This is a genomic window from Pseudomonas taiwanensis (genome assembly GCF_013393345.1).
GTDB lineage: Bacteria > Pseudomonadota > Gammaproteobacteria > Pseudomonadales > Pseudomonadaceae > Metapseudomonas > Metapseudomonas resinovorans_C.
This window is the reverse complement of record NZ_QJRF01000051.1, coordinates 13,302-36,379: the sequence shown is the minus strand read 5'-3', so window position 1 is coordinate 36,379 and position 23,078 is coordinate 13,302. Positions and strand designations below refer to the sequence as shown.

At 63.4% G+C, this 23,078-nt stretch carries 24 protein-coding genes; 22 read left to right on the top strand and 2 right to left on the bottom strand.

Annotation, left to right across the window (positions count from 1 at the left end; genetic code table 11):
- The first annotated feature begins 245 nt into the window (after positions 1–245).
- Positions 246–1,625: an aldehyde dehydrogenase family protein gene (locus DM872_RS11365; RefSeq protein ID WP_179059589.1), complete on the top strand. Its 1,380-nt coding sequence runs from the start codon at positions 246–248 to the stop codon at positions 1,623–1,625.
- A gap of 105 nt (positions 1,626–1,730) precedes the next feature.
- On the opposite strand, the gene pdxR is transcribed toward DM872_RS11365, so the two are convergent.
- On the bottom strand, positions 1,731–3,164 hold the full coding sequence (pdxR, locus tag DM872_RS11360) for a MocR-like pyridoxine biosynthesis transcription factor PdxR (protein ID WP_179059588.1): 1,434 nt from the start codon (positions 3,162–3,164) through the stop codon (positions 1,731–1,733).
- 287 nt (positions 3,165–3,451) lie between these two features.
- Here pdxR and DM872_RS11355 point away from each other — a divergent pair, with 287 nt between their 5' ends.
- The 3 genes from DM872_RS11355 (at position 3,452) to DM872_RS11345 (ending at position 5,281) form a co-directional block, all read left to right on the top strand.
- Positions 3,452–3,712, top strand: coding sequence for a hypothetical protein (locus DM872_RS11355; protein WP_179059587.1), 261 nt, complete (start codon positions 3,452–3,454; stop codon positions 3,710–3,712).
- 176 nt (positions 3,713–3,888) lie between these two features.
- Entirely contained in the window at positions 3,889–4,536 is a 648-nt protein-coding gene (locus DM872_RS11350; protein WP_256873370.1) for a hypothetical protein, read from the top strand.
- Positions 4,529–5,281 (top strand): hypothetical protein, encoded by a 753-nt coding sequence (locus DM872_RS11345; RefSeq protein WP_179059586.1) that lies wholly within the window; start codon positions 4,529–4,531, stop codon positions 5,279–5,281. Before DM872_RS11350 ends, DM872_RS11345 begins: the two co-directional genes overlap by 8 nt.
- A gap of 59 nt (positions 5,282–5,340) precedes the next feature.
- On the opposite strand, the gene DM872_RS11340 is transcribed toward DM872_RS11345, so the two are convergent.
- Entirely contained in the window at positions 5,341–5,910 is a 570-nt protein-coding gene (locus DM872_RS11340) for a MarR family winged helix-turn-helix transcriptional regulator (protein WP_373273706.1), read from the bottom strand.
- Positions 5,911–6,016: 106 nt separating this feature from the next.
- Between DM872_RS11340 and DM872_RS11335 the strand changes: the two genes are divergently transcribed.
- The 18 genes from DM872_RS11335 (at position 6,017) to DM872_RS11250 (ending at position 23,016) form a co-directional block, all read left to right on the top strand.
- On the top strand, positions 6,017–6,247 hold the full coding sequence (locus DM872_RS11335; RefSeq protein ID WP_120650993.1) for a glutaredoxin domain-containing protein: 231 nt from the start codon (positions 6,017–6,019) through the stop codon (positions 6,245–6,247).
- A gap of 13 nt (positions 6,248–6,260) precedes the next feature.
- Complete coding sequence (locus DM872_RS11330) at positions 6,261–6,515, top strand: DUF2024 family protein (RefSeq protein WP_179059584.1); 255 nt, start codon at positions 6,261–6,263, stop codon at positions 6,513–6,515.
- Positions 6,516–6,525: 10 nt separating this feature from the next.
- Complete coding sequence (locus DM872_RS11325; protein ID WP_179059583.1) at positions 6,526–6,810, top strand: Rho-binding antiterminator; 285 nt, start codon at positions 6,526–6,528, stop codon at positions 6,808–6,810.
- Between the two features lie 163 nt (positions 6,811–6,973).
- Positions 6,974–7,903, top strand: coding sequence for a pca operon transcription factor PcaQ (pcaQ, locus tag DM872_RS11320; protein WP_179059604.1), 930 nt, complete (start codon positions 6,974–6,976; stop codon positions 7,901–7,903).
- Positions 7,904–8,032: 129 nt separating this feature from the next.
- Positions 8,033–8,752 carry a protocatechuate 3,4-dioxygenase subunit beta gene (pcaH, locus tag DM872_RS11315; protein ID WP_179059582.1) on the top strand — a complete coding sequence of 240 codons (720 nt, stop codon included), beginning with the start codon at positions 8,033–8,035 and terminating at the stop codon, positions 8,750–8,752.
- Between the two features lie 12 nt (positions 8,753–8,764).
- A complete protein-coding gene (pcaG, locus tag DM872_RS11310) occupies positions 8,765–9,370 on the top strand; it encodes a protocatechuate 3,4-dioxygenase subunit alpha (RefSeq protein WP_179059581.1) in 606 nt (201 codons plus the stop codon).
- Entirely contained in the window at positions 9,360–10,460 is a 1,101-nt protein-coding gene (gene zapE, locus DM872_RS11305) for a cell division protein ZapE (protein ID WP_179059580.1), read from the top strand. The genes pcaG and zapE overlap by 11 nt, the downstream gene beginning before the upstream one ends.
- Positions 10,461–10,474: 14 nt before the next feature.
- Positions 10,475–11,404: an AEC family transporter gene (locus DM872_RS11300; RefSeq protein WP_179059579.1), complete on the top strand. Its 930-nt coding sequence runs from the start codon at positions 10,475–10,477 to the stop codon at positions 11,402–11,404.
- A gap of 189 nt (positions 11,405–11,593) precedes the next feature.
- A complete protein-coding gene (locus DM872_RS11295) occupies positions 11,594–12,226 on the top strand; it encodes a malonic semialdehyde reductase (protein WP_179059578.1) in 633 nt (210 codons plus the stop codon).
- A 337-nt stretch (positions 12,227–12,563) separates the two neighbouring features.
- Positions 12,564–13,406 (top strand): IclR family transcriptional regulator domain-containing protein, encoded by an 843-nt coding sequence (locus DM872_RS11290; RefSeq protein ID WP_179059577.1) that lies wholly within the window; start codon positions 12,564–12,566, stop codon positions 13,404–13,406.
- 383 nt (positions 13,407–13,789) lie between these two features.
- Positions 13,790–15,139 carry an MFS transporter gene (locus tag DM872_RS11285; RefSeq protein ID WP_179059576.1) on the top strand — a complete coding sequence of 450 codons (1,350 nt, stop codon included), beginning with the start codon at positions 13,790–13,792 and terminating at the stop codon, positions 15,137–15,139.
- 164 nt (positions 15,140–15,303) lie between these two features.
- A complete protein-coding gene (locus DM872_RS11280; protein ID WP_077527238.1) occupies positions 15,304–16,266 on the top strand; it encodes an AraC family transcriptional regulator in 963 nt (320 codons plus the stop codon).
- A 254-nt stretch (positions 16,267–16,520) separates the two neighbouring features.
- On the top strand, positions 16,521–17,879 hold the full coding sequence (benA, locus tag DM872_RS11275) for a benzoate 1,2-dioxygenase large subunit (RefSeq protein ID WP_077527239.1): 1,359 nt from the start codon (positions 16,521–16,523) through the stop codon (positions 17,877–17,879).
- A complete protein-coding gene (benB, locus tag DM872_RS11270; RefSeq protein WP_179059575.1) occupies positions 17,876–18,364 on the top strand; it encodes a benzoate 1,2-dioxygenase small subunit in 489 nt (162 codons plus the stop codon). Before benA ends, benB begins: the two co-directional genes overlap by 4 nt.
- Before the next feature lie 10 nt (positions 18,365–18,374).
- Positions 18,375–19,388, top strand: coding sequence for a benzoate 1,2-dioxygenase electron transfer component BenC (gene benC, locus DM872_RS11265; protein WP_179059574.1), 1,014 nt, complete (start codon positions 18,375–18,377; stop codon positions 19,386–19,388).
- 117 nt (positions 19,389–19,505) lie between these two features.
- Positions 19,506–20,282, top strand: coding sequence for a 1,6-dihydroxycyclohexa-2,4-diene-1-carboxylate dehydrogenase (locus DM872_RS11260; protein WP_179059573.1), 777 nt, complete (start codon positions 19,506–19,508; stop codon positions 20,280–20,282).
- A 150-nt stretch (positions 20,283–20,432) separates the two neighbouring features.
- On the top strand, positions 20,433–21,764 hold the full coding sequence (locus DM872_RS11255; RefSeq protein WP_179059572.1) for an MFS transporter: 1,332 nt from the start codon (positions 20,433–20,435) through the stop codon (positions 21,762–21,764).
- Between the two features lie 37 nt (positions 21,765–21,801).
- Positions 21,802–23,016, top strand: coding sequence for a benzoate/H(+) symporter BenE family transporter (locus DM872_RS11250; RefSeq protein WP_179059571.1), 1,215 nt, complete (start codon positions 21,802–21,804; stop codon positions 23,014–23,016).
- Positions 23,017–23,078: the final 62 nt, after the last annotated feature.

The window sequence follows — 23,078 nt, the reverse complement described above, 5'->3', positions numbered from 1 at the left end:
CGCGCGGAAAAGGTGGAGTGGAAGATCTGTCTGTTACTGGGGCAGAGCCTTTCGCGAGCAAGCTCGCTCCTACCTACAATCCGCAAGTATTTCAGCCCAAGCGGGACGAATGCGCCGCTCATCCATTCTCTTTTTGTGAATACTTTCTTCTGGATTATTCGTTTTACGTGAATCGGTCACTGCCTTAACGTCGCCGCATGATTGATCGCGAGCCCTGACCGGCTCTCACGTAGAACGAGGACAACATGACTCAGCCTGCCGCCATCTCCCGCAACCCCGCCACCGGCGAAGAAATTGCCCGTTATCCCTACCAGGATGCCGCCGCCCTGGAAGCCAGCCTGGCGTCCGCCCAGCGTGGCTTCGAGACCTGGAGCCGGTTCAGCGTGGAAGAACGCAGCGCGGCGCTGCTGCGTATGGCCAAGGCCCTGCGTGCCAACGCCGAAACAATGGCGCGGATGACCACCACTGAAATGGGCATGCCGATCAGCCAGTCCCGTGGCGAGATCGAGAAGTGCGCCAAGCTCTGCGAGTGGTACGCCGAGCACGGTCCCGCCATGGTGGCCGACGAGCCGACTCTGGTGGAGGACGACAAGGCCGTGGTTGCCTACCTGCCGCTGGGTCCGGTGCTGGCTGTGATGCCCTGGAACTTCCCGGTGTGGCAGGTGATGCGCGGCGCCGTGCCGATCATCTTCGGCGGCAACACCTACGTGCTCAAGCACGCCCCCAACGTCATGGGCTGCGCTCGTCTGCTGGGCGCCGCCTGGGCCGAGGCCGGCCTGCCGGAAGGCGTGTTCGAGGTGATCAACGTCGAGCCGCCGCTGGTCTCGGTGGCCATCGCCGACCCGCGCATCGCCATGGTGGCGGTGACCGGTAGCGTGGGTGCCGGTGCGGCCATCGCTTCCCAGGCCGGTGCTGCGCTGAAGAAGTGCGTACTGGAGCTGGGTGGTTCCGACCCCTTCATCGTCCTGGCCGACGCTGACCTGGACCAGGCCGTGAAGGCTGCGGTCACCAGCCGCTTCAACAACGCTGGACAGGTGTGCATCGCCGCCAAGCGCATCATCCTCGAAGCACCCATTGCCGAAGCCTTCACCGAGCGCTTCGTGGCGGCGGTCGAGGCACTGAAGATCGGTGATCCGCAGGCCGATTCCACCTTCGTTGGCCCGATGGCCCGCTTCGATCTGCGCGATGAGCTGGATGGTCAGGTTCAGACCACGCTGGCCGAAGGCGCGACCCTGCTGCTCGGCGGCCACAAGCTGGAGGGCGAGGGCAACTACTACGCGCCGACCATCCTGGCCGACGTGACCCCGGACATGACCGCCTTCCGCAAGGAAATCTTCGGCCCGGTGGCCTCGCTGATCGTCGCCCGTGACGCCGAGCACGCCGTGGAGCTGGCCAACGACAGCGAGTTCGGCCTGGGTGGTGCGCTCTGGACCACCGATGCCGCCAAGGCACAGAAGCTGGCCCGTCGTATCGTCAGCGGCGCGGTGTTCATCAACGGCTTCACCGCCTCCGACCCGCGCGTGCCGATCGGTGGCGTGAAGAAGAGCGGTTACGGCCGCGAGCTGTCCCACTTCGGCCTGCGCGAGTTCCTCAATGTGCAGACCATCTGGCGCGATCGCGGCTGATGGTTGGGTGAGTGAAAAAAAGGGGCTGCCAGGTGCAGCCCCTTTTTCATTTTGAGATCGGAATTTGGGTGCGCCCCCACAGGAAAAGCGGATGGGCGTTTGAAACTATGCAATCTGCTCCAGGATGTCCCGCACCCGATCCAGCGCCGGGTCGATGTCCAGGGTTTCGATGCCGCCATAGCCGAGCATCAGGCCGCTGCGTGGCGGCATCTGGTAGGAGAATCCGGCCAGCGGATAAATGCCGACGTCCACTTTGCGGGCCAGTTCCACCAGCAGCGGTATGTCCACCGGCACCTTCGCCAGGACCGCGAGGTGGAAGCCTGCCACCGAAGGCACCAGCTCGAACCAGCGTCCGAGGTCGCCGTTGATGCGTTCGTGAATACGCTCGCGCCGGCTGGTGTAGAGCGGGTGGCAGCGACGGATATGTTTGAGCAGGCAGCCTTCATCGATGAACTTGGCCAGGGTCCACTGCATCAGGGTCGAGCAGTGGCAATCGGCGAGCTGCTTGGCGGCGGTAATGGCGGCGATCAGCGCGGGCGGCAGGATGCAGTAGCCCAGGCGAAGCTCTGGCTGCAGGGACTTGGAGAAGGTACCGACGTAAGCCACGGCTCCCTGGCTGTCCAGGCTCTGCAGTGTTTCAGTGGGGCGGCCTTCGTAGCGGAATTCACAGTCGTAGTCGTCTTCGATGATCACCGCGCCGATGCGCAGGGCTTTCTCCAGCAGCGCTTCGCGTCGGGCCTGGCTCATGGGCATGCCGAGGGGGAACTGGTGCGACGGGGTCACGTAGATCAGTCGCACATCTTCGGGAATGGCGTCGACGCAGATACCTTCCGCATCCACTGGAATGCCGATCACCTCGGCGCCCTGGGCGGCGAACAGTTGGCGCGCCGGCGGGTAGCCAGGGTCCTCCACGGCCACGCTGCAGCCTGGTTCGATCAGCACACGAGCAAGCAGGTCCAACGCCTGCTGCGCGCCATTGCACACCACGACATCCTCGGCGTTGCAGCGTACGCCGCGGGAAAAGGCCACGTGGCGGGCAATGGCATCGCGCAGGGCGGGCAAGCCGGCTGCCTCGCTGTAGAGGCCCCGGGATTTCGCTGTCTGGCGCAGGGCGTGCTGGGTGCAGCGGCGCCAGTCGTCCTGGGGGAACTGATTGCGGGTGGTGGCGCCGCCGAGGAAGTCGTAGCGCAACAACGCATCAGGGGACGGATGGCTCAGGCTGCTGGAGATATTGCGCCACCGGGAAATGATCGCCGCACTGGCCAGGGATTCGTGTCCCTGCTTGCGCCCCTGGCCGGCGGACTGCGCATTGACGAAGGTGCCCGAGCCCACCTTGCCGATGAGCAGGTTGTCGTAGGTGAGCAGGGCATAGGTATCGGATACCGTCTTGCGCGAGATACCCAGCTGCTCGGCGAGCAAGCGGCTTGGTGGCAGCCGCGTGCCGGCCTTCAGGCGGCCGGACTCGATGGCCTCGCGCAACTGGCGATACAGCTGACCGGACAGGTCCTTGCTGCCCTGAATGACGATGTGCAGTTCCATGCATGGCTCCGGCGAGGGACTGGTTGAAAAAATACCGCATTGCCGGTGGCAGTGGATGGCGAGGACGGGGCTACGTTAGCCCCCGGGCCGTCCGCGTCGAATAGCCAATTTACGCATTTCCCGGAAGGCCAATGGCATGACCCCCGGTCAGGTGAAACGTCCCGGAGTGCCCCCTGTGCTATATCCGGATGAGAGCGAGGCATGCGCCAACCTTCAGTTGAACTTCACTCACGCCTGCCGGACTGGGCGACCCATTGCGCCGGGCATTCAACAAAGAGGTAGACCCCATGAGCATCCTGCAATGCGTACACCGCGACCACACCGTAGTCGCCGATGTGTTCGAGCATCCGGGCATTCCGACCCCCTGGGCTGCCGGTTGCCACATCATCGCGCCTGACGGGCAAACCACCCGCCGAATTGCGCTCCCGGTTCGCTATTCCTTCCTGGCTGAACTGGGCAAGGCCCAGCAGGCATCACTGGCCCATGGCAGGTGGTTGGTGGATCAGTGCCTGGACGAGGGGCGCGAGCTGTTCCAGAAGAGCGCTTGAGCAAAGCAGGGAGGCCCTTGTCTGACATCGTTGCGCGCCCGTCTTGAGCGGGTGCGCGGTTAGTGCCTGCGGCTTCCACTTCCCATTGCCTCCCCATACTTACGAACGGGTCCACGCCGTCGTCATGTAGCCCTGAAAGGGTTCTTTTGCATTAGTAGCCTATTCAGGCTACTTTCATGGCTTCCATTGCCCTTTCCGGTTTACCTATGACCATCAAGGCAGTACTGACGGGGGATTTGATTCATTCCCAGTCGTCCTATGACACGTTGGCCTATATCGACAGCTTGCAGAGCGTACTGAAAAGGCTTGAAGCATCCTTTGCTTTCAAGGCTGAGACCTACCGTGGGGATGGCTTCCAACTGGTGCCGGAGAACACGGTCGAAGCTGTTCGCTGCGCTGTGGTACTGCGCGCGGGGCTGATTGCATCCAGTCCGCCGGAGGAACGGTGGGATGCGCGAATCGCAATCGGCATTGGTACCGTGGAAGCGCAGCGTGGGTTCGGTGAGGCGTTTGTGCTCTCCGGTCAGGGCTTGGATGGCATGAAGAAAAACAGTCTCGCGGTTTTCTCCAGCGATAGTCAGTTGCAGGAGCGCCTGGGTCTGGTAACGGAGTTTGTAGCGGCGATCCTCGATGGGTGGACCACTGTTGAAGCGCAGACTTACTTCTTGCAAGCAATAGAGGGGCGAGATCAGCAAGGCACGGCACTCCTCCTCGGCAAATCGCGGGTTACCGTAAACAAGGCATTGCAACGGGCCAATGCGCGTTTGGTGGACCGCTACTTAGAGCGTTCCCGGGACTGGATCAAGGAACTTCTCCATGGATAAGGCGAAGGTCTTGCTGTTGTTCCTATTGCTGGGATTTACGTTACTGGAGTTCTTGCTGCCGTTGCGGCGAATGATCGATCAAGCAACTCGACCAGTGAGGGCTTGGGAGAGGGCGTTACTGGCAGTACTACATGGGGTGGCTGTACTGGTTGTATTGGCTGTCTTCGGCCAAGGGTGGGCCTTTGCGTTGGCGGCGGGGTTAGCCGTCTCGTTGTCCTGGCTGCTACTGAACCATTGTTCGTCACGTGTCGGCCTTGGAAAGGGTGCAGGACTTGGCGTCGAGTTGGTAGGAAATCTGTCCCTCATCCTGGTCATATGGCTGAGCAGTAATGGCTATTGGGATGAGGTGGCAGCGCATCTCGAGAAAACGCTGAATGCCCAAAATCTTGTTGTTCTACTGGCTTTTGCGATGGTGCTTCAACCGGCGTCCCGGGTGATAGTTGCGGTGCTGCAACCTTGGTTGGGTTCGATACCCCAAAGCGATGGCTCCTTGAAAAATGCTGGGGCTCTGATTGGTTACCTGGAGCGCGGAATGATCCTCACCTTCGTGCTGTTACAGCAGTGGGAAGCTGTTGGCTTCCTGCTTACGGCCAAGAGCATCCTGCGTTTCAACGAGGTCAAGGGAGCTAATCATCGTGCGCTCAGCGAATACATCCTATTGGGCACGTTGCTCAGCTTCAGTATCAGTATCGGCGTGGGTATCGCGACGCTTCTGATTCTGGGACAGGATTTGCAAGCAAAGTAGCCGTAAAAGGCTACTTATCTATTTTTAGCCTCTTAAGGCTTTTCCCACCCAGCCATTGATCAGGCTGCATCTTCGTGCGGCTGGTGTTCACGGCAGATCAGCTCGATGGAAGCGCGGGCCAGGGGTTCCCGGGTCAACCCGCAGAAGGGGCCGCCGTCCCGCTGCTGATGAAAGCGGCAGGTCTTGCACAGGCCGAAACCGGGCACATCCACCTGGCGCTGTACGGTACGCAGCAGTTCAGCCAGCAGCCGTTCCAGTTCCTCCGCATCCGCCCCCATTGCCTCTGCGGCGTTCGCCAGGAATTCAGGCGGCGTCACCGCCACCAGCAGCTCACGCGCCGCAGGCGTCAGCACCAGGTGCACGCTGCGCTTGTCCTGCAGGTCCTGGCGCTTCTCGATCAGCCCCTTGGCTTCCAGCGCTTTCAGCGATTGCGACACCGTGCCCTTGGTCAGCCCCAGGTAATCGGTCACTGCCAGCGGCGTGTCCGAGTAGTGGTTGCAGCGCGCCAGGTATTCCAGCGCGCTGAGCTGCACGGGCTGGAGATCGGCCAGCAGCGGGTGCTCGCGGTGCCAGATGCGCATCAGGCTGGTCAGTCGTTCGAACAGATCGAAAAGGGTGGTCATATTCACCTCCGTCGATAAATAGTATCGAGTAAAAACTATATTGACAAAGGGTGTGCTCCGGGTAACCTGACTGCGGTATCGAATCGATACTAAATCAACCAGGAGACAGAAGATGACTACCGCCCGTTACTACCACGCCGGCTGCCCGGTTTGCGTTTCCGCTGAACAGACCCTGCTCAATCTGCTCGCCCCTGAGGTGAAGGTGGAAGTGGTTCACCTGGGCGAAGCCCCGGCCCGCGTTGCCGAAGCTGAAGCTGCCGGCGTGAAGTCGGTCCCCGCCCTGGTGGTGGACGATCAGGTGCTGCACATCAACTTCGGCGCCGCGATTGCGGACCTGAAGTAAGGAGGGCATCGAAATGCAGGTGAAAGTCTTCGATACCCATGTCCGTACCCGCGATGGCCGTTACCTGCACTTCGACGTGCTGACCGACGGCGGCGACAAGCTCCAGGCGGGGCGCTTCGCCGCCGAGTGGCTGGCCGGCCGGGGTGTGCAGGACGCCGACATCGCCGCCAGCGAGTGCCTGTTCTGCCACAGCGAGATCGCCAGTCCGCAGGTGGCCGAAGCCATCGGCCGACACGGCTACTCGATCATTCCGCTGCAAGGTTGCTGAGGAGACCGCCATGTATCAGCCCCTGGATTGCGACTTGCACGATTTCCTGGAAATCGCCTGCCTGTATCGCTACCTGGTGAAGGTGGAGCTGGTGGACGGCGGCGGATTCGAGGCCAGGGCGCTGACCACCCACACCAGCGCGGAGAAGGAAGAATTCTTCGTGCTGGAAGTGGAGGACGGCCCTTGCTCCGTGCGCATGGACCGGCTGCTGGCGATCACCCCACTGGAACCCGGTGCGCGGTTCGGCCGGGTCGAGTTGGCCGGCAAGGTCTGCGCGGTGCCGTTTGGGCTGTAGGAGCGAGCTCTGCTCGCGAACAGTCCGAGCGCCATCCTTCGCGAGCAAGCTCGCTCCTACACGAGTTCGGTCCAGACGTGGTTTTCCCAGGTTCAAATAGGAGTTGGCTGTGGGCCCCGTCCTTGAGCTAGCCTTCGCAGGCCAGCCGCCACAGGACCCGCCGTTGAATATCGATACCCGCATCAAATTCCGCCACCTGCTGTGCTTCCTCGAAGTGGCGCGCCAGGGCAGCCTGGCCCGCGCCGCGGATCAGTTGGCGGTGAGCCAGCCGGCCATCTCCAAGACCCTCAAGGAGCTGGAGGAAGTGCTCGATGCCAGCCTGTTCGAGCGCAGCAAGAGCGGCGTCAGCCTGACCGAGGCCGGCCTGGCCTTCATGCGCTATGCCGGCCCCTGCGTCCAGGCCCTGCGCGACGGGGTCAACAGCTTGCGCGAAGGCGAGTACGCTGCCGGCACCGTGCGGCTCGGCGTGCTCTCGACCGTGGAAGGCCTGCTGGTGCCGGAAATGGTGCGGCGGCTGCATCAGCAGCATCCCTCGCTGGTGGTCAGCGTGCTGACCGGGCCCGGTGCCTACCTGCTGTCGCAATTGCGGGTGGGCGAGCTGGACCTGGTGGTCGGGCGCATGACCGACAACCCGGAAATTCACGGCCTGACCTTCGAGCACCTGTACAGCGAATCCATGACCCTGGTGGTCCGTGCCGGCCATCCGCTGCTGGAGGAGGGCGCTGATCGCCGCTCCCTGGATGGCTTCCCCCTGGTGCTGCCGCTGGCTGGCACCACCATTCGCAAGCATGCCGACGGATTCTTTGTGCAGAGCGGCATCAGCCCGCCGCGCCAACGCTTGGAAACCCTTTCCCTGGCCCTGAGCCGGCGCTACGTGCAGAGCGGCGATGCAGTCTGGATCGCCCCCCTGGACGCGGTGCGCCTGGACCTGGCCGCCGGCGAACTGGTGGAACTGGACCTGGGCTTCAAGGAACCCGGCGGTTCGGTGGGGATCTGCAGTAATGCGTCGCTGCCGCTTTCCCTGGCGGCGCAATGGGCGGTGGAGACCCTGCGCGAGGCAGCGCTGGACTATCGCGAGGGGCGTCTTACATAACCATACGGTTATGGATGGTCGGCAGGATTTCAATTTTCTGCCAGCCTCTGTTGGATGAGACTGCGCGTCACGGCCGAATGCCTTATGTATCGATTGGCCGCCCGACAACTCCAATAAGAGGAAACCGTGATGTCCGATGCGGAAAACAGCCGCTTCGTCATTCGTGACCGAAACTGGCACCCCAAGGCCCTGACCCCCGACTACAAGACGTCCATTGCCCGTTCCCCGCGCCAGGCGCTGGTGAGCATTCCGCAGTCCGTCTCCGAGACCAGCGGCCCCGATTTCTCCCACCTGAAGATGGGCGAGCACGACAACGACCTGCTGCTCAACTTCAACAACGGCGGGCTGCCCATCGGCGAGCGCATCATCGTTTCCGGGCGGGTGGTCGACCAGTACGGCAAGCCGGTTCCTCACACCCTGGTCGAGATGTGGCAGGCAAACGCTGGCGGCCGCTATCGCCACAAGAACGACCGTTACCTGGCTCCGCTCGACCCGAACTTCGGTGGCGTCGGCCGTGCGCTGACCGACCGCGACGGCTACTACCAATTCCGCACCATCAAGCCGGGCCCGTACCCGTGGCGCAACGGCCCGAACGACTGGCGCCCGGCGCACATCCACTTCTCCATCAGCGGGCCGTCGATCTCCACCCGCCTGATCACTCAGCTGTATTTCGAAGGTGACCCGCTCATTCCGATGTGCCCCATCGTCAAGAGCATCGCCAACCCCGACGCGGTTCAGACGCTGATCGCCAAGCTCGACATGAGCAACGCCAATCCCATGGATTGCCTGGCGTACCGCTTCGACATCGTTCTGCGCGGCCAGCGCAAGACCCACTTCGAAAACCGCTGAGGAGATACGCGCATGCCTATCGAACTGCTGCCGGAAACCCCCTCGCAGACCGCCGGCCCCTACGTGCACATCGGCCTGGCCCTGGAAGCGGCCGGCAACCCGACCCGCGACCAGGAAATCTGGAACCAGATGGCCAAGGCCGACGCCCCCGGCCAGCACATCCTGCTGCTGGGCAATGTCTATGACGGCAATGGCCACCTGGTGCGCGACTCCTTCCTGGAGTTCTGGCAGGCCAACCACGAAGGTGTCTACGACACTGCCTTCGACCTGGAAAAGCCGTTCAACAGCTTCGGCCGTACTGCCACCACTTTCGATGCCGGCGAGTGGACCCTGCACACCATCAAGCCGGGCGTGGTGAAGAACGCCGCCGGTGTGCCCATGGCGCCGCACATCAACGTGTCGCTGTTCGCCCGTGGCATCAACATCCACCTGCAGACCCGCATTTACTTCGACGACGAAGCCAGCGCCAACGCCGTCGATCCGGTGCTGAACCTGATCGAGCAACCACAACGCCGCGAAACCCTGGTGGCTCGACGCTGCGAAGTGGACGGCAAACTGGCCTATCGTTTCGACATCCGTATCCAGGGAGAAGGGGAAACGGTGTTCTTTGACTTCTAGAGAGCGGGAGCCCGCATTCGATGCGCCGGCCGAAACGGTCGGCCAGCGCATCGAACGTCATTTCGACGCACTGCTGGAGGCCCGGGGCTACCGGGCCGACGCGGCGCAACGCACAGCCATTACCCATCTCGGGCAATGGCTGGAGTCGTTCATGGCCGGGAAAAAGGGCTGGTTGCGGCGTCCCGTCGCCGGCCTGTACCTCTGGGGCGGAGTAGGGCGCGGCAAGAGCTTCGTGATGGACGCCTTCTTTGCCGCCGCACCGCTGTCGGCGAAACGCCGCGTGCACTTCCATGCGTTCCTCCAGGAGTTGCAGGAACGCATGGTGGCCTTTGCCGGCCAGCCCGATCCGCTGGCACTGGCGGCCAGGGCGTTGGCAGTGGATACGCGACTGCTCTGCTTCGACGAGTTCCACGTCCACGACATCGGCGACGCTGTGCTCCTCGGGCGGCTGCTCAAGGTGCTGGTGGAGGAGGGCGTGGGCATGGTCTGCACTTCCAACTACGACCCCGACGGCCTCTGCCCGAACCCGCTGTACCGCGAACGCTTCCAGCCGGCCATCGCCTTGATCGAAAAACGCTTCGACGTGCTCAACCTCGACGGCGGCGAAGACTACCGCCTGCGGCGCGGAGAACTCGAAGCCTGGGGTACCTATTGCTGGCCGCTTTCAGCCACCGATGCGGCCTGGATCGAACATCAGCTGGGGTTGAGCGCAGCGGCCGAACGGGATGTGGTGGTGGCGGTCAACCACCATCCGCTGCGGTTGCGCGCCATGGATACCGAACGCGCCTGGCTGGATTTCGACGAGCTGTGCCGGCGCCCCCATTCCAGCGCCGATTTCCTCTGGCTGAGCAGGCGCTTTCTGCATCTCGCCATCAGCGGCGTGCCCTGCCTCGGTGAGGAAGCCATCGATGTGCAACAGCGCTTCGTCAACCTGATCGACATCGCCTACGACGCGGGAATCCAACTCCTGCTGGCCAGCGAAGCCAGCCTGGACGACCTGTGCCGGGGCAATCCCCATATGGACTTTTCCCGTACCCGCAGCCGGTTGCAGCAATTGAAACCGGTTCAGCCTGGGGAAAGGAGCCGCTGACCGCAGAGCCTCCAATGCTTCAGATACTTGGCATTACCGCGCCCATCTTCATCCTGATCGGCATCGGCTACCTGTCCGCCCGCGGGCGGCTGGTCAGTCCGGAGCAGGTGCTGGGCATGGGCAAATTCGTCATCACCTTCGCCTTGCCGGCCCTGGTCATACGCGCACTGTTGGAAAAACCGCTGGACGAGGTGTTCGACGCCACCTACCTGCTGGCGTACGGCATCGGGTCCCAGCTGGTGTTCTGGGGCGGTTTCCTGTTCTCCCGGATGGTGCGCAAGGACAGCCTCAGCGGCAGCGCGCTGGCGGGCCTTGGCATGTCGGTGTCGAACAGCGGCTTCATCGGTTATCCCATCGTGGCCATGGTCCTCGGCTCGCCGGCAGCGGTGGCACTCGCCCTCGGCATGCTGGTGGAGAACCTGCTGATGATTCCGCTGGCGCTGGCCCTGGCCGAAATGGGGCGGCAGAACGGCAGCGGATTGCGCGCGGCCCTGCTGGATACCTTCCTGCGCCTGCTGCGCAATCCGGTGATCATCTCCATCAGCATCGGCCTGGGATTGGCCCTGCTCGGCGTCCGCCTGCCCAGCGTGCCGGCCAAGGTGGTGGAGATGCTAGCGACGGCCTCGGCGCCGGTCGCGCTCTTCGTCATCGGCGCCAGCCTCAACGGATTGCGAGCCGGTGGCCTGGTCAAGGACGTGTCCCAGCTCAGCCTCGGCAAGCTGATCCTGCACCCGCTGGCGGTCATGCTCAGCTTCCAGTTGCTGCCCCCGGTCGACCCGGCATTGCGAGTCGCGGGCGTGCTCTTCGCTTGCTCGCCGATGATGAGCATCTACCCGATCCTCGGTCAGCGCTTCGGACTCGAAGGTCGCTGCGCCGCGGCGCTGGTGGTCTGCACCGTGCTGGCGTTCGTCAGCATCAGCTTGTTCATCGGATTGCTGACCTGAGGCGCGGGCTGCTTTCTGTAGGCGCGATTTCAATCGCCAAGCAAGCCGCAGGTCTGCCCTTCAGATGCTCTGGGGCGGCTTCGCCACCCCTGGCGAATGAATTCGCCCCCACAGGTGGAGCGCTGCGCTGACTATCCTCTCTAGATCATCCGCACGAGCGTGCGGCCACCCTGGCAAGAGGAGGCAGCGATGAGCAAGCGATTGAGCGAGGAAGGCATGGACCTGCTGTTCCGCCAGGCACGTACCTACAGTGCCTGGCTGGAGAAACCGGTGAGCGACGATACGTTGCGCGAACTGTATGACCTCATGAAGTGGGGCCCCACCAGCGCCAACTGCTGTCCAGCGCGGATCCTTTTTCTGCGCACGCCCGAGGCCAAACAGCGCCTGTTACCCGCACTGGCGCCGGGCAACATCGACAAGACCATGGCGGCTCCGGTCACCGCTATCGTTGCCTACGACCTGAAGTTCTATGAGCAGCTGCCCACGCTCTTCCCGCACACCGATGCGCGTGCCTGGTTCGCCAACACGCCAGAACTGGCGGGGCTTACTGCGCGGCGCAACAGCTCCTTGCAGGGGGCCTATTTCATGCTGGCGGCGCGGGCGGTGGGGCTGGACTGCGGGCCGATGTCGGGGTTCGACAATGCCCTGGTCGACCACGAATTCTTCCCCGCCGACGGGCGCGCGGATGCCTTCCAGCTGGAGCACTTCCCGGATAGCCAGGTGAAGTCCAGCTTCCTCGTCAACCTGGGTTATGGCGATCCGTCGAAGCTGCACGCGCGCGGACCGCGCCTGGACTTCGACGAGGTGTGCAAGCTGCTGTAGGGCGCGGGTCCCAGAAATTGTGGGGGCGATTTCAATCGCTAAGCAGGCCGCAGGTCTGCCCTTCGGAATTGAAGGGGGCCAGCTGTGCGGCCCTTGGCGAATGAATTCGCCCCCACATGGCACGCCGGGGTGTTGACGTTTGCCGCGGTGGGGGGGAATCCGGCTGCGCCTCTTGAGCGGAGCCGTTGCCGGGCGCCGAGGTACCTGATCAAACCGGGGCGCTGGTTGGCGGCGGCAAAAGTAAGAGTCGAAGGCATCCGGGTCAATTGCGATTATCGAACTTTGGTTCGATAATCGGCCGACTTGCCGCGACCACGATCCACCAAGGACAAGAAGAATGACCGAAGAACTGCGTGCCCCTCTGCCGCCACTGGCTCCCCCGATCATTGCCTCGCCGGCCAAGCGCATCGAAGCCTTCACCGGCGATCCCAACTTCATGACTTCACTGGCTCGCGGCCTGGCGGTGATCCATGCGTTCCAGGAGCGCAAGCGCCACCTGACCATCGCCCAGATCAGCCATCGCACCGAGATTCCCCGCGCAGCCGTGCGTCGTTGCCTGCACACCCTGATGAAGCTGGGCTACGTCACCACCGACGGCCGCACCTACTCGCTGCTGCCGAAAGTCCTGACCCTCGGCCACGCCTACCTGTCGTCGACGCCGCTGGCGGTCACCGCCCAGCCGATCCTCGACCGCCTCAGCGACCAGCTCCACGAAGCCTGCTCCATGGCCACCCTGGAAGGCGACGAGATTCTCTACATCGCCCGTTCGGCCACGCCCAATCGGCTGATCTCGGTGGACCTGAGCGTCGGCAGCCGGCTGCCGGCCTATTGCACGTCCATGGGCCGCATCCTCCTGGCCGCCCTGGATGACGCCGCGCTGGACGACTACCTCGAACATGCCGACCTGCAGGTGAAGACGAGCCGCACCGTGCACACCGTCGACGGGCTGCGCGCCAGCATCGCGGAAATCCGCCGCCAGGGCTGGGTGATCATCGACCAGGAACTGGAGATGGGTCTGCGCTCGGTGGCGGTTCCGGTACGCGATTCCGCTGGCCAGGTGCTCGCTGCGCTGAACGTTGGCACCCACGTTGGTCGCGTCAGCCGCCAGGAGCTGGAGACACGCTTCCTTCCTGCGCTGCTCGAGGCGAGCAAGGACCTGAGTACGCGGTTGTTCCATTGAACGGGCGGTGACGCTTTTCCTGTGGGGGCGAATTCATTCGCTATGCAGGCCGCAGGCCTGCCTTGAGGCGTTCTTCGGGGCAGCTGCGCTGCCCTTAGCGAATGAATTCGCCCCCACAGAAGAGCAGCAAGGGCAATGCCTGCAGGATGCGTTCGATATTCGAACGCTTTGCCGATTATCGAATTGAACCACCAGGCCGCTCTTCGTATGGTCTGCACAGCCGCGCCACCAGCCAGCGCGGCCAATAACAACAATGAGAGTCCGATCCGGTGACACCAGAAGCACCGGGCACGCCCTCATTCCTGTCCAGTCCGAGTCTTCCCCGTCAGAGACCGCAGAGAACGGTCCGCATGCGGAGGAGGGCCAATAGCAGGAATTCTTGCATGACCAGCCCAGCCCACCTGCCCGCCACGGGCACGCTCGACGTTCAATCCTTCATCAACGCCCAGCCGCTATCCGCCTACCAATGGCGCATCGTGTTGCTGTGTTTCCTCATCGTGTTCCTCGACGGCCTGGATACCGCCGCCATGGGCTTCATCGCCCCGGCGCTGACCCAGGACTGGGGCATCGACCGTGCCAGCCTCGGCCCGGTGATGAGCGCCGCGCTCATCGGCATGGTCTTCGGCGCCCTCGGCTCGGGTCCCATGGCCGACCGCTTCGGGCGCAAGGTGGTGCTGGTGACAGCGGTGTTCCTGTTCGGGCTGTTCAGCCTGATCTCCGCGTTCAGCGCCAACCTCGAACAACTTCTGATTCTCCGCTTCCTCACTGGCCTCGGCCTGGGCGCCGCCATGCCCAACGCCACGACGCTGCTCTCCGAATACACCCCCGAACGCCTCAAGTCGCTGCTGGTCACCAGCATGTTCTGTGGCTTCAACCTCGGCATGGCCTCCGGTGGTTTCGTTTCCGCCTCGATGATCCCGGCTTTCGGTTGGCACAGCTTGCTGCTGCTGGGCGGTATCCTGCCGCTGATCCTCGCCGTGGTGCTGCTGGTCTGGCTGCCGGAATCGGCGCGCTTCCTGGTGGTACGCAACAAGGGCGCGGACAAAGTGCGCAAGGCGCTGGCACCCATATCGCCTGCTGAAGTGGCGACCGCCAGCGGCTTCAGCGTGCCGGAACAGAAGACCGTGCAGAGCCGCAACGTCTTCAAGGTGATCTTCTCCGGCACTTACAGCGCCGGCACTCTGTTGCTCTGGCTGACTTATTTCATGGGCCTGGTGATCGTTTACCTGCTCACCAGCTGGCTGCCCACCCTGATGCGCGACAGTGGCGCGAGCATGGAACAGGCCGCTTTCATCGGCGCGCTGTTCCAGTTCGGTGGTGTGCTCAGCGCCGTTGGCGTGGGCTGGGCCATGGACCGTTTCAACCCGCACAAGGTGATCGGCGCGTTCTACCTGATGGCCGGTGTCTTCGCCTATTTCGTGGGGCAGAGCCTGGGTGAAGTGACCCTGCTGGCCACCCTGGTCCTGCTGGCCGGCATGTGCGTCAACGGCGCGCAATCGGCCATGCCGTCCCTGGCGGCGCGTTTCTACCCGACCCAGGGTCGCGCCACCGGTGTGTCCTGGATGCTTGGTATCGGCCGCTTCGGCGCCATCCTGGGTGCCTGGATCGGTGCGACCCTGTTGGGCCTGGGCTGGAACTTCGAACAAGTGTTGACCGCGTTGGTGGTGCCTGCCGCCATCGCTACTACAGCGGTGATCATCAAGGGGCTGGTAAGTCACGCCGACGCGACTTGAGTCGGCTCGCGACCGGTTGTTACAACCGGTCGCACTTACTTACAACCGTTTATCCCTGGCCACAGCACGTAGGAAAAGCCTCACATAGAATCGCGTAATGATGATCGCGGGCGCTTGCCAACCGGCATGACGCTCGCGACTTACAACAACTAGAACGAGTGCCTGTGATGGATAGTCGCCTGCTGAGTGAACGCAGTAAGGTGTTCGAGCGTGCGGACCCCTATGCCGTGTCCGGATATGTGAACCAGCATGTCGGGTCGCACTGCATTCGCCTGCCCGCCGCAGGCCATCCCGAGGCCAGCCTCAACCACCGCAAGTTCGCCAACCTCGACCTCTGCCGCATTAGCTACGGCGGCGCCGTGCGCGTCACCTCACCGGCGCTGGAAACCATCTACCACCTGCAGATTCTCCTCAGCGGCCATTGCCTCTGGCGCGGCCACAAGCAGGAGCACTACCTGGCCCCCGGCGAGCTGCTGTTGATCAACCCCGATGACCCGGTGGACCTGACCTACTCGGATGACTGCGAGAAGTTCATCCTGAAGATGCCCACCAGCCTGCTGGAAGGCGTCTGCGATGAGCAGCGCTGGCAACGGCCGAGCCCCGGCGTGCGTTTCCTGCAGAACAACTATCAGCTCGGCGAGCTGGAAGGCTTCGTCAACCTGCTGGCGATGGTCTGCCAGGAAGCGGAAGCCAGCGACCAGTTGCCGAGGGTGCAGGAACACTACGCGCAGATCGTCGCGAGCAAGATGCTCAGCCTGATGAAGACCAACGTCAGTCGCGAGAGCCTGGGTTGCCAGGAAGCTTCGTTCGACCGCATCCTGGCCTACATCGAGCACAACCTGAAACAGGACATCAGCAGCGAATTCCTGGCTCGCCAGGCCAGCATGAGCCTTCGCTCCCTCTACGCGCTGTTCGAGCGCCACCTGGGCACCACGCCCAAGCACTACATCCGCCAGAAGAAGCTGGAGCGCATCCGCGCCTGCCTGGCCGACCCCAGCTGCAACGTCCGCAACGTCACCGAACTGGCGCTGGATTACGGCTTCCTGCACCTGGGGCGCTTCTCCGAAAGCTACAAGGGCCTGTTTGGCGAGCTGCCGTCGGACACCTTGAAGCGGCGGGGACTGTAGCCGCTCCTGCTTTTCTGTGGGGGCGAATTCATTCGCTATGCAGACCGCAGGTCTGCCCTGAGACCTTGATGGGGGCAGCTGCGCTGCCCTCAGCGAATGAATTCGCCCCCACAAGCTGCGCTCGTACAAACCTTTCCTGACATCCACCACCGCTTTGCAAAAAACGGATAGCGATCTGCACAAAGCGGATATTGCCGTTTGCCCCGCATCCCTAACCTGACCTGGCCTGAACAATAACAACGGAGGCCCTGGCCATGTCCCTGGGATTCGATTTCCTGCACTCGCTGCTTGAGGATGACAAAGAGAAGGGCGTCTACCGCTGCAAGCGGGAGATGTTCACCGACCCGCGCCTGTTCGAACTCGAGATGAAGCACATCTTCGAGGGCAACTGGATCTATCTCGCCCACGAGAGCCAGATTCCCGAGAAGAACGACTACCTCACCCTCAACATGGGGCGCCAGCCGATCTTCATCGCGCGCAACAAGGACGGGGTACTCAACGCTTTCCTGAACGCTTGCAGCCATCGCGGCGCGCAGCTGTGCCGGCACAAGAGCGGCAACCGTTCCTCCTATACCTGCCCGTTCCATGGCTGGACCTTCAACAACTCCGGCAAGCTGCTGAAGGTGAAGGACCCGGCTGAAGCCGGCTATCCCTCCAGCTTCAACTGCGAAGGCTCCCACGACCTGACGAAAGTGGCTCGCTTCGAATCCTATCGCGGCTTCCTCTTCGGCAGCCTTAATGCCGACGTGAAGCCCCTGGTCGAGCATCTGGGCGAGTCCGCCAAGATCATCGACATGATCGTCGACCAGTCCCCCGAGGGCCTGGAAGTCCTGCGTGGCTCCTCCAGCTACATCTACGAAGGCAACTGGAAACTGACCGCCGAGAACGGCGCCGACGGCTACCACGTGAGCTCCGTGCACTGGAACTACGCTGCCACCCAGAACCAGCGCAAGCAGCGCGAGGCGGGTGAAGAGATCAAGACCATGAGCGCCGGCAGCTGGGCCAAGAACGGCGGCGGCTTCTACTCCTTCGATCACGGTCACCTGCTGCTCTGGACCCGCTGGGCCAACCCGGAAGACCGTCCGCTCTACGAGCGCCGCGACGAACTCGCCCAGGATTTCGGCAAGGCCCGCGCCGACTGGATGATCGAGAACTCGCGCAACCTCTGCCTGTACCCGAACGTCTACCTGATGGACCAGTTCAGCTCGCAGATCCGCATCGCCCGGCCGATCTCCGTCAACCAGACCGAAATCACCATCTACTGCATCGCGCCGAAAGGCGAGAGCGCCGATGCCCGCGCCAAGCGCATCCGCCAGTACGAAGACTTCTTCAACGTCAGCGGCATGGCCACTCCGGACGACCTGGAAGAATTCCGCTCCTGCCAACTGGGCTACCAGGGCAGCCGTGGCTGGAACGACATGTCCCGTGGTGCCGAGCACTGGGTCGAAGGCGCTGATGCCGCTGCCCAGGAAATCGACCTGCACCCGCTGCTCTCCGGCGTGCGCACCGAAGACGAAGGCCTGTTCGTGCTGCAACACAAGTACTGGCAGGAAACCATGCTCAAGGCCGCCGCGGCCGAGCAGCAACTGATCCCCGTGGAGGCCGTGCAATGAGCATCTCTTACGACGCCGTGCGCGACTTCCTCTACCGCGAAGCGCGCTACCTGGACGACAAGGACTGGGACAACTGGCTGGAGCTGTACGCCAGCGACGCCAGTTTCTGGATGCCGTCCTGGGACGACCGCGACGAGCTGACCGAAGACCCGCAGACTGAAATCTCGCTGATCTGGTACGGCAATCGTGGTGGCCTGGAAGACCGCGTCTTCCGCATCAAGACCGACCGCTCCAGCGCGACCATGCCGGACACCCGTACCTCCCACAACATCAGCAACATCGAGATCCTCGACGTGGCCGATGGAAAGTGCGAGGTGCGCTTCAACTGGCACACCCTGAGCTACCGCTACAAGACCGTGGACAGCTACTTCGGCACCAGCTTCTACACCCTGGACGTGCGTGGCGAGAGCCCGCTGATCAAGGCGAAGAAGGTGGTCTTGAAAAACGATTACGTACGTCAGGTCATCGACGTCTACCACATCTAGGGTGCCTGCCATGACTCACAAGATCGCACTGACTTTCGAAGACGGCGTTACGCGTTTCATCGACGCCACCCCCAGCGAAACCGTGGCCGATGCGGCCTATCGCCAGGGCATCAACATCCCGCTGGACTGCCGTGACGGCGCCTGTGGCACCTGCAAGTGCTTCGCCGAGGCCGGCCGCTACGACCTGGGCCAGGACTACATCGAAGACGCACTGAGCGAAGACGAAGCCGCCCAGGGTTATGTGCTCACCTGCCAGATGCGCGCCGAGAGCGACTGCGTGGTGCGTGTGCCGGCGTCCTCCGATGTCTGCAAGACCCAGCAGGCCAGTTTCGAGGCCAGCATCAGCGCCGTGCGCCAGCTGTCCGACAGCACCATCGCGCTGTCCATCAAGGGCGAGTCCCTGAGCAAGCTGGCCTTCCTGCCGGGCCAGTACGTGAACCTGAAAGTGCCGGGCAGCGAGCAGACCCGTGCCTATTCCTTCAGCTCCCTGCAGAAGGATGGTGAGGTCAGCTTCCTGATCCGCAATGTGCCCGGCGGCCTGATGAGCAGCTTCCTCACCGGCTTGGCGAAGGCGGGTGACAGCATGTCCCTGGCCGGCCCGCTCGGCAGCTTCTACCTGCGCGATATCCGCCGACCGCTGCTGTTGCTGGCTGGCGGCACTGGACTGGCGCCCTTCACCGCGATGCTGGAAAAGATCGCGGAAGAAGGCAGCGAGCACTCGCTGCACCTGATCTACGGCGTGACCCACGACCATGACCTGGTGGAGATGGACAAGCTGGAAGCCTTCGCCGCGCGCATCCCCAACTTCACCTACAGCGCCTGCGTGGCCAACGCTGAAAGCAGCTACCCGCAGAAGGGCTACGTGACCCAGCACATCGCGCCGAATCACCTGAACGACGGCGACGTGGATGTCTATCTGTGCGGCCCGCCACCCATGGTCGAGGCGGTCAGCCAGTACATCCGCGAGCAGGGCATCTCGCCCGCGAACTTCTACTACGAGAAGTTCGCCGCCAGCGCGGCCTGACCCCGCGCGATTTTCTGTAGGAGCGAGCTTGCTCGCGAAGGATCCGAGTGTGGCCATTCGCGAGCAAGCTCGCTCCTATGGGCATTGCGATGTCACGAGCCATTTCAAGGGGCTGTCATGAACAAGAGATTCCAAGACAAGGTCGCGCTGGTCACCGGCGCGGCGCAGGGTATCGGCCGCCGAGTGGTCGAGCGGCTGGTGGAGGAGGGCGCGCACGTCGTTGCCGTCGATCGTTCCGAGCTGGTGTTCGAGCTGCAAGACGAACTGGGCGCCGGCGCATCGATGCTGGCCCTGACCGCCGACCTCGAACAGTTCGCCGAGTGCCATCGCGTGGCTGCCGCCGCCGTGGAACGCTTCGGCCGGTTGGACATCCTGATCAATAACGTGGGTGGGACCATCTGGGCCAAGCCCTACGAGCACTACCAGGAACACGAGATCGAGGCCGAAGTGCGCCGCTCGCTGTTCCCCACCCTCTGGTGCTGCCACGCCGCGCTGCCCTACATGCTGGAGCAGGGCGCGGGCGCCATCGTCAACGTCTCGTCCATCGCCACGCGCAGCGTTAATCGTGTGCCGTACGGCGCGGCCAAGGGTGGCGTGAATGCGCTGACGGCGTGCCTCGCCTTCGAGAACGCTGAGCGGGGTATCCGCGTCAACGCCACCGCACCGGGCGGCACCGAAGCGCCGCCACGCCGGATTCCGCGCAACACCGCGCAGCAGAGCGAACAGGAAAAGGTCTGGTACCAGGAGATCGTCGACCAGACGATCGACAGCAGCCTGATGAAGCGCTACGGCAGCATCGACGAGCAGGTGGGGGCGATCCTCTTCCTCGCCTCCGACGAAGCCACCTACATCACCGGCGTCACCCTGCCGGTGGGCGGAGGTGACCTGGGTTGAACAGCCTGTGGGAACTGACCTGTGGGAGCGAATTTATTCGCGAATGAATTCGCTCCCACAAAGAAGTACTTACAGGGCACTACCGGACCGGCACCGTCACGCGCCCGTCCCTGCGGTTTCTACACAACAAAAACAAAAGAGACACATGCCATGCGAAAACTCGACGTACACGAGATCATCGATAACGCGCGCTTCACGCCCTTCCACTGGATGGTGATGTGCTGGTGCGCACTGCTGCTCATCTTCGACGGCTATGACCTGTTCATCTACGGCGTGGTCCTGCCGGTACTGATGAAGGAATGGGGCCTGACCCCGCTGGAAGCCGGCGCCCTGGGCAGCTACGCGCTGTTCGGGATGATGTTCGGCGCGCTGTTCTTCGGCCCCCTGGCCGACAAGATCGGCCGCAAGAAAGGCATCGCCATCTGCTTCGTGCTCTTCTCCGGTTTCACCGTCCTCAACGGCTTCACCAGCACCCCCACCGAGTTCGGTATCTGCCGATTCATGGCGGGCCTGGGCATCGGCGGGCTGATGCCCAACGTGGTGGCGCTGATGAACGAGTACGCGCCGAAAAAACTGCGCAGCACCCTGGTCGCCATCATGTTCAGCGGCTATTCGCTGGGCGGCATGCTGTCCGCTGGTGTGGGTATCTACATGCTGCCGCGCTTCGGTTGGGAGGCCATGTTCTTCGCGGCCGCCGTGCCGCTGCTGATGCTGCCGCTGATCCTCTGGTACCTGCCGGAGTCCGTCGGCTTCCTGCTGCGCCAAGGCCGTGTCGAGCAGGCCCGCGCGATCCTCAAACGCGTCAACCCGGAACTGGAACTGCGTGACGACGATCACCTGGAACTCACCGAAGCGAAGAAGCAGGGCGCCCCGGTGCTGGAACTGTTCCGCGAAGGCCGTGCGCTGCGCACCGTGATGATCTGGGTGGCGTTCTTCTGCTGCCTGCTGATGGTCTACGCCCTGAGCTCCTGGCTGCCGAAGCTGATGGCCAACGCCGGCTACAGCCTGGGTTCCAGTCTGTCGTTCCTGCTCGCCCTGAACTTCGGCGGCATGTTCGGCGCCATTGCTGGCGGCTTCCTCGGTGACCGCTTCAACCTGCCGAAAGTGGTAGCGGCCTTCTTCATCGTCGCGGCTATCTCCATCAGCCTGCTGGGCTTCAAGAGCCCGACTCCGGTGCTCTACCTGCTGATCGGCATCGCCGGCGCCACCACCATCGGCACGCAGATCCTTCTGTACGCCACCGCTGCGCAGTTCTACGGCCTGGCCATTCGTTCCACCGGCCTCGGCTGGGCCTCGGGCATCGGCCGCAACGGTGCCATCGTCGGCCCGCTGCTCGGTGGCGCGCTGCTGGGCATCAACCTGCCGCTGCAACTGAACTTCATGGCCTTCGCCATCCCCGGCGCCATCGCCGCCCTGGCCATGTGCTTCGTCCACCTGCAGCAATCCCGGGTTACCCCGCTGGCAGCCGCTGCGCAGGGTTGAACCTGACCACGAGTCGCACCACTGGCCAGGAGGCAGCATGCGCACGTTGTTCAAGGACTGTTCATTGTCCGCCGTGGTGGCGGGGTTCATCGCCACCATGATTTCCTACGCCGGCCCCCTGGTGATTGTGTTCCAGGCGGCCGAGAGCGGTGGCATGCCGGCCGAACTGCTGTCCTCCTGGGTGTGGGCGATCTCCATCGGTAGCGGGGTGCTGGGGATCGTCCTCAGCCTGCGCTACCGGGTACCGGTGATCATCGCCTGGTCGGCGCCGGGCTCGGCACTGCTGGTGTCGATGTTGCCGGGCATCAGCGCCGCCGAGGCGGTGGGGGCCTATGTGATGGCCAACGCCATCATCCTGCTGGTGGGTCTATCTGGCGCCTTCGACCGCATCGTCGGCAAGCTGCCGGCGACCATCTCGGCGGCAATGCTGGCGGGCATCCTGTTCAGCTTCGGCACCCGACTGTTCACCTCCCTCAAGGACGAACCGCTGATGGTGATGGCGATGTTCATCACCTACCTGCTGGTGCGGCGCCTGTCGCCGCGATACGCGGTGATGGCCGTGCTGCTGGTGGGTTGCAGCATCGCCGCCGGTAGCGGCCAGCTCAACACTGCGGCCCTGGTGATCGGCTTCGCCACCCCGGAATGGGTGACGCCGGCATTCAGTTGGCACGGGCTGTTCAACATCGCGTTGCCGCTGGTAATGGTGGCGCTGACCGGCCAGTTCGTACCGGGCGTGGCCGTGCTGCGCCATGCCGGTTACCCAACCCCGGCGAGCCCGATCATCTCCGCCAGCGGACTGGGCAGCCTGCTGCTGGCGCCCTTCGGTTGCCACGGCCTGACGCTCGCCGCTATCACGGCGGCCATCTGCACCGGTCGAGAAGCCCACGAAGACCCGGCCCGGCGCTACGTCTCCGGCGTCGTCGGTGGGGTGTTCTACCTGTTGCTGGGCATCTTCGGCGCAACCCTGGTATCGATCTTCACCGCGCTGCCCAAGGAACTGATCGCGGCGCTGGCGGGCCTGGCTCTGTTCGGTGCCATTGCTGGCGCGCTGGCAGGCTCCATGGCTGTGCCCGAGGACCGCGAGGCGGCCCTGATCACCTTCCTGGTCACGGCGTCGGGGATGTCCTTCCTCGGTCTGTCGGCGGCGTTCTGGGGGCTGATCTTCGGCATCTTCGCCCATCTGCTGCTGACGGCGCGTCGTGCACCCAAAGTTGCACCGGAACGGGAGGAGGTGCTCGAACCCAATCCCTGACCTGACCCGGTGATGGAACCACTGCGGGAGCTGTCCGCAGCCATTGCCACACCTTCCCCGAC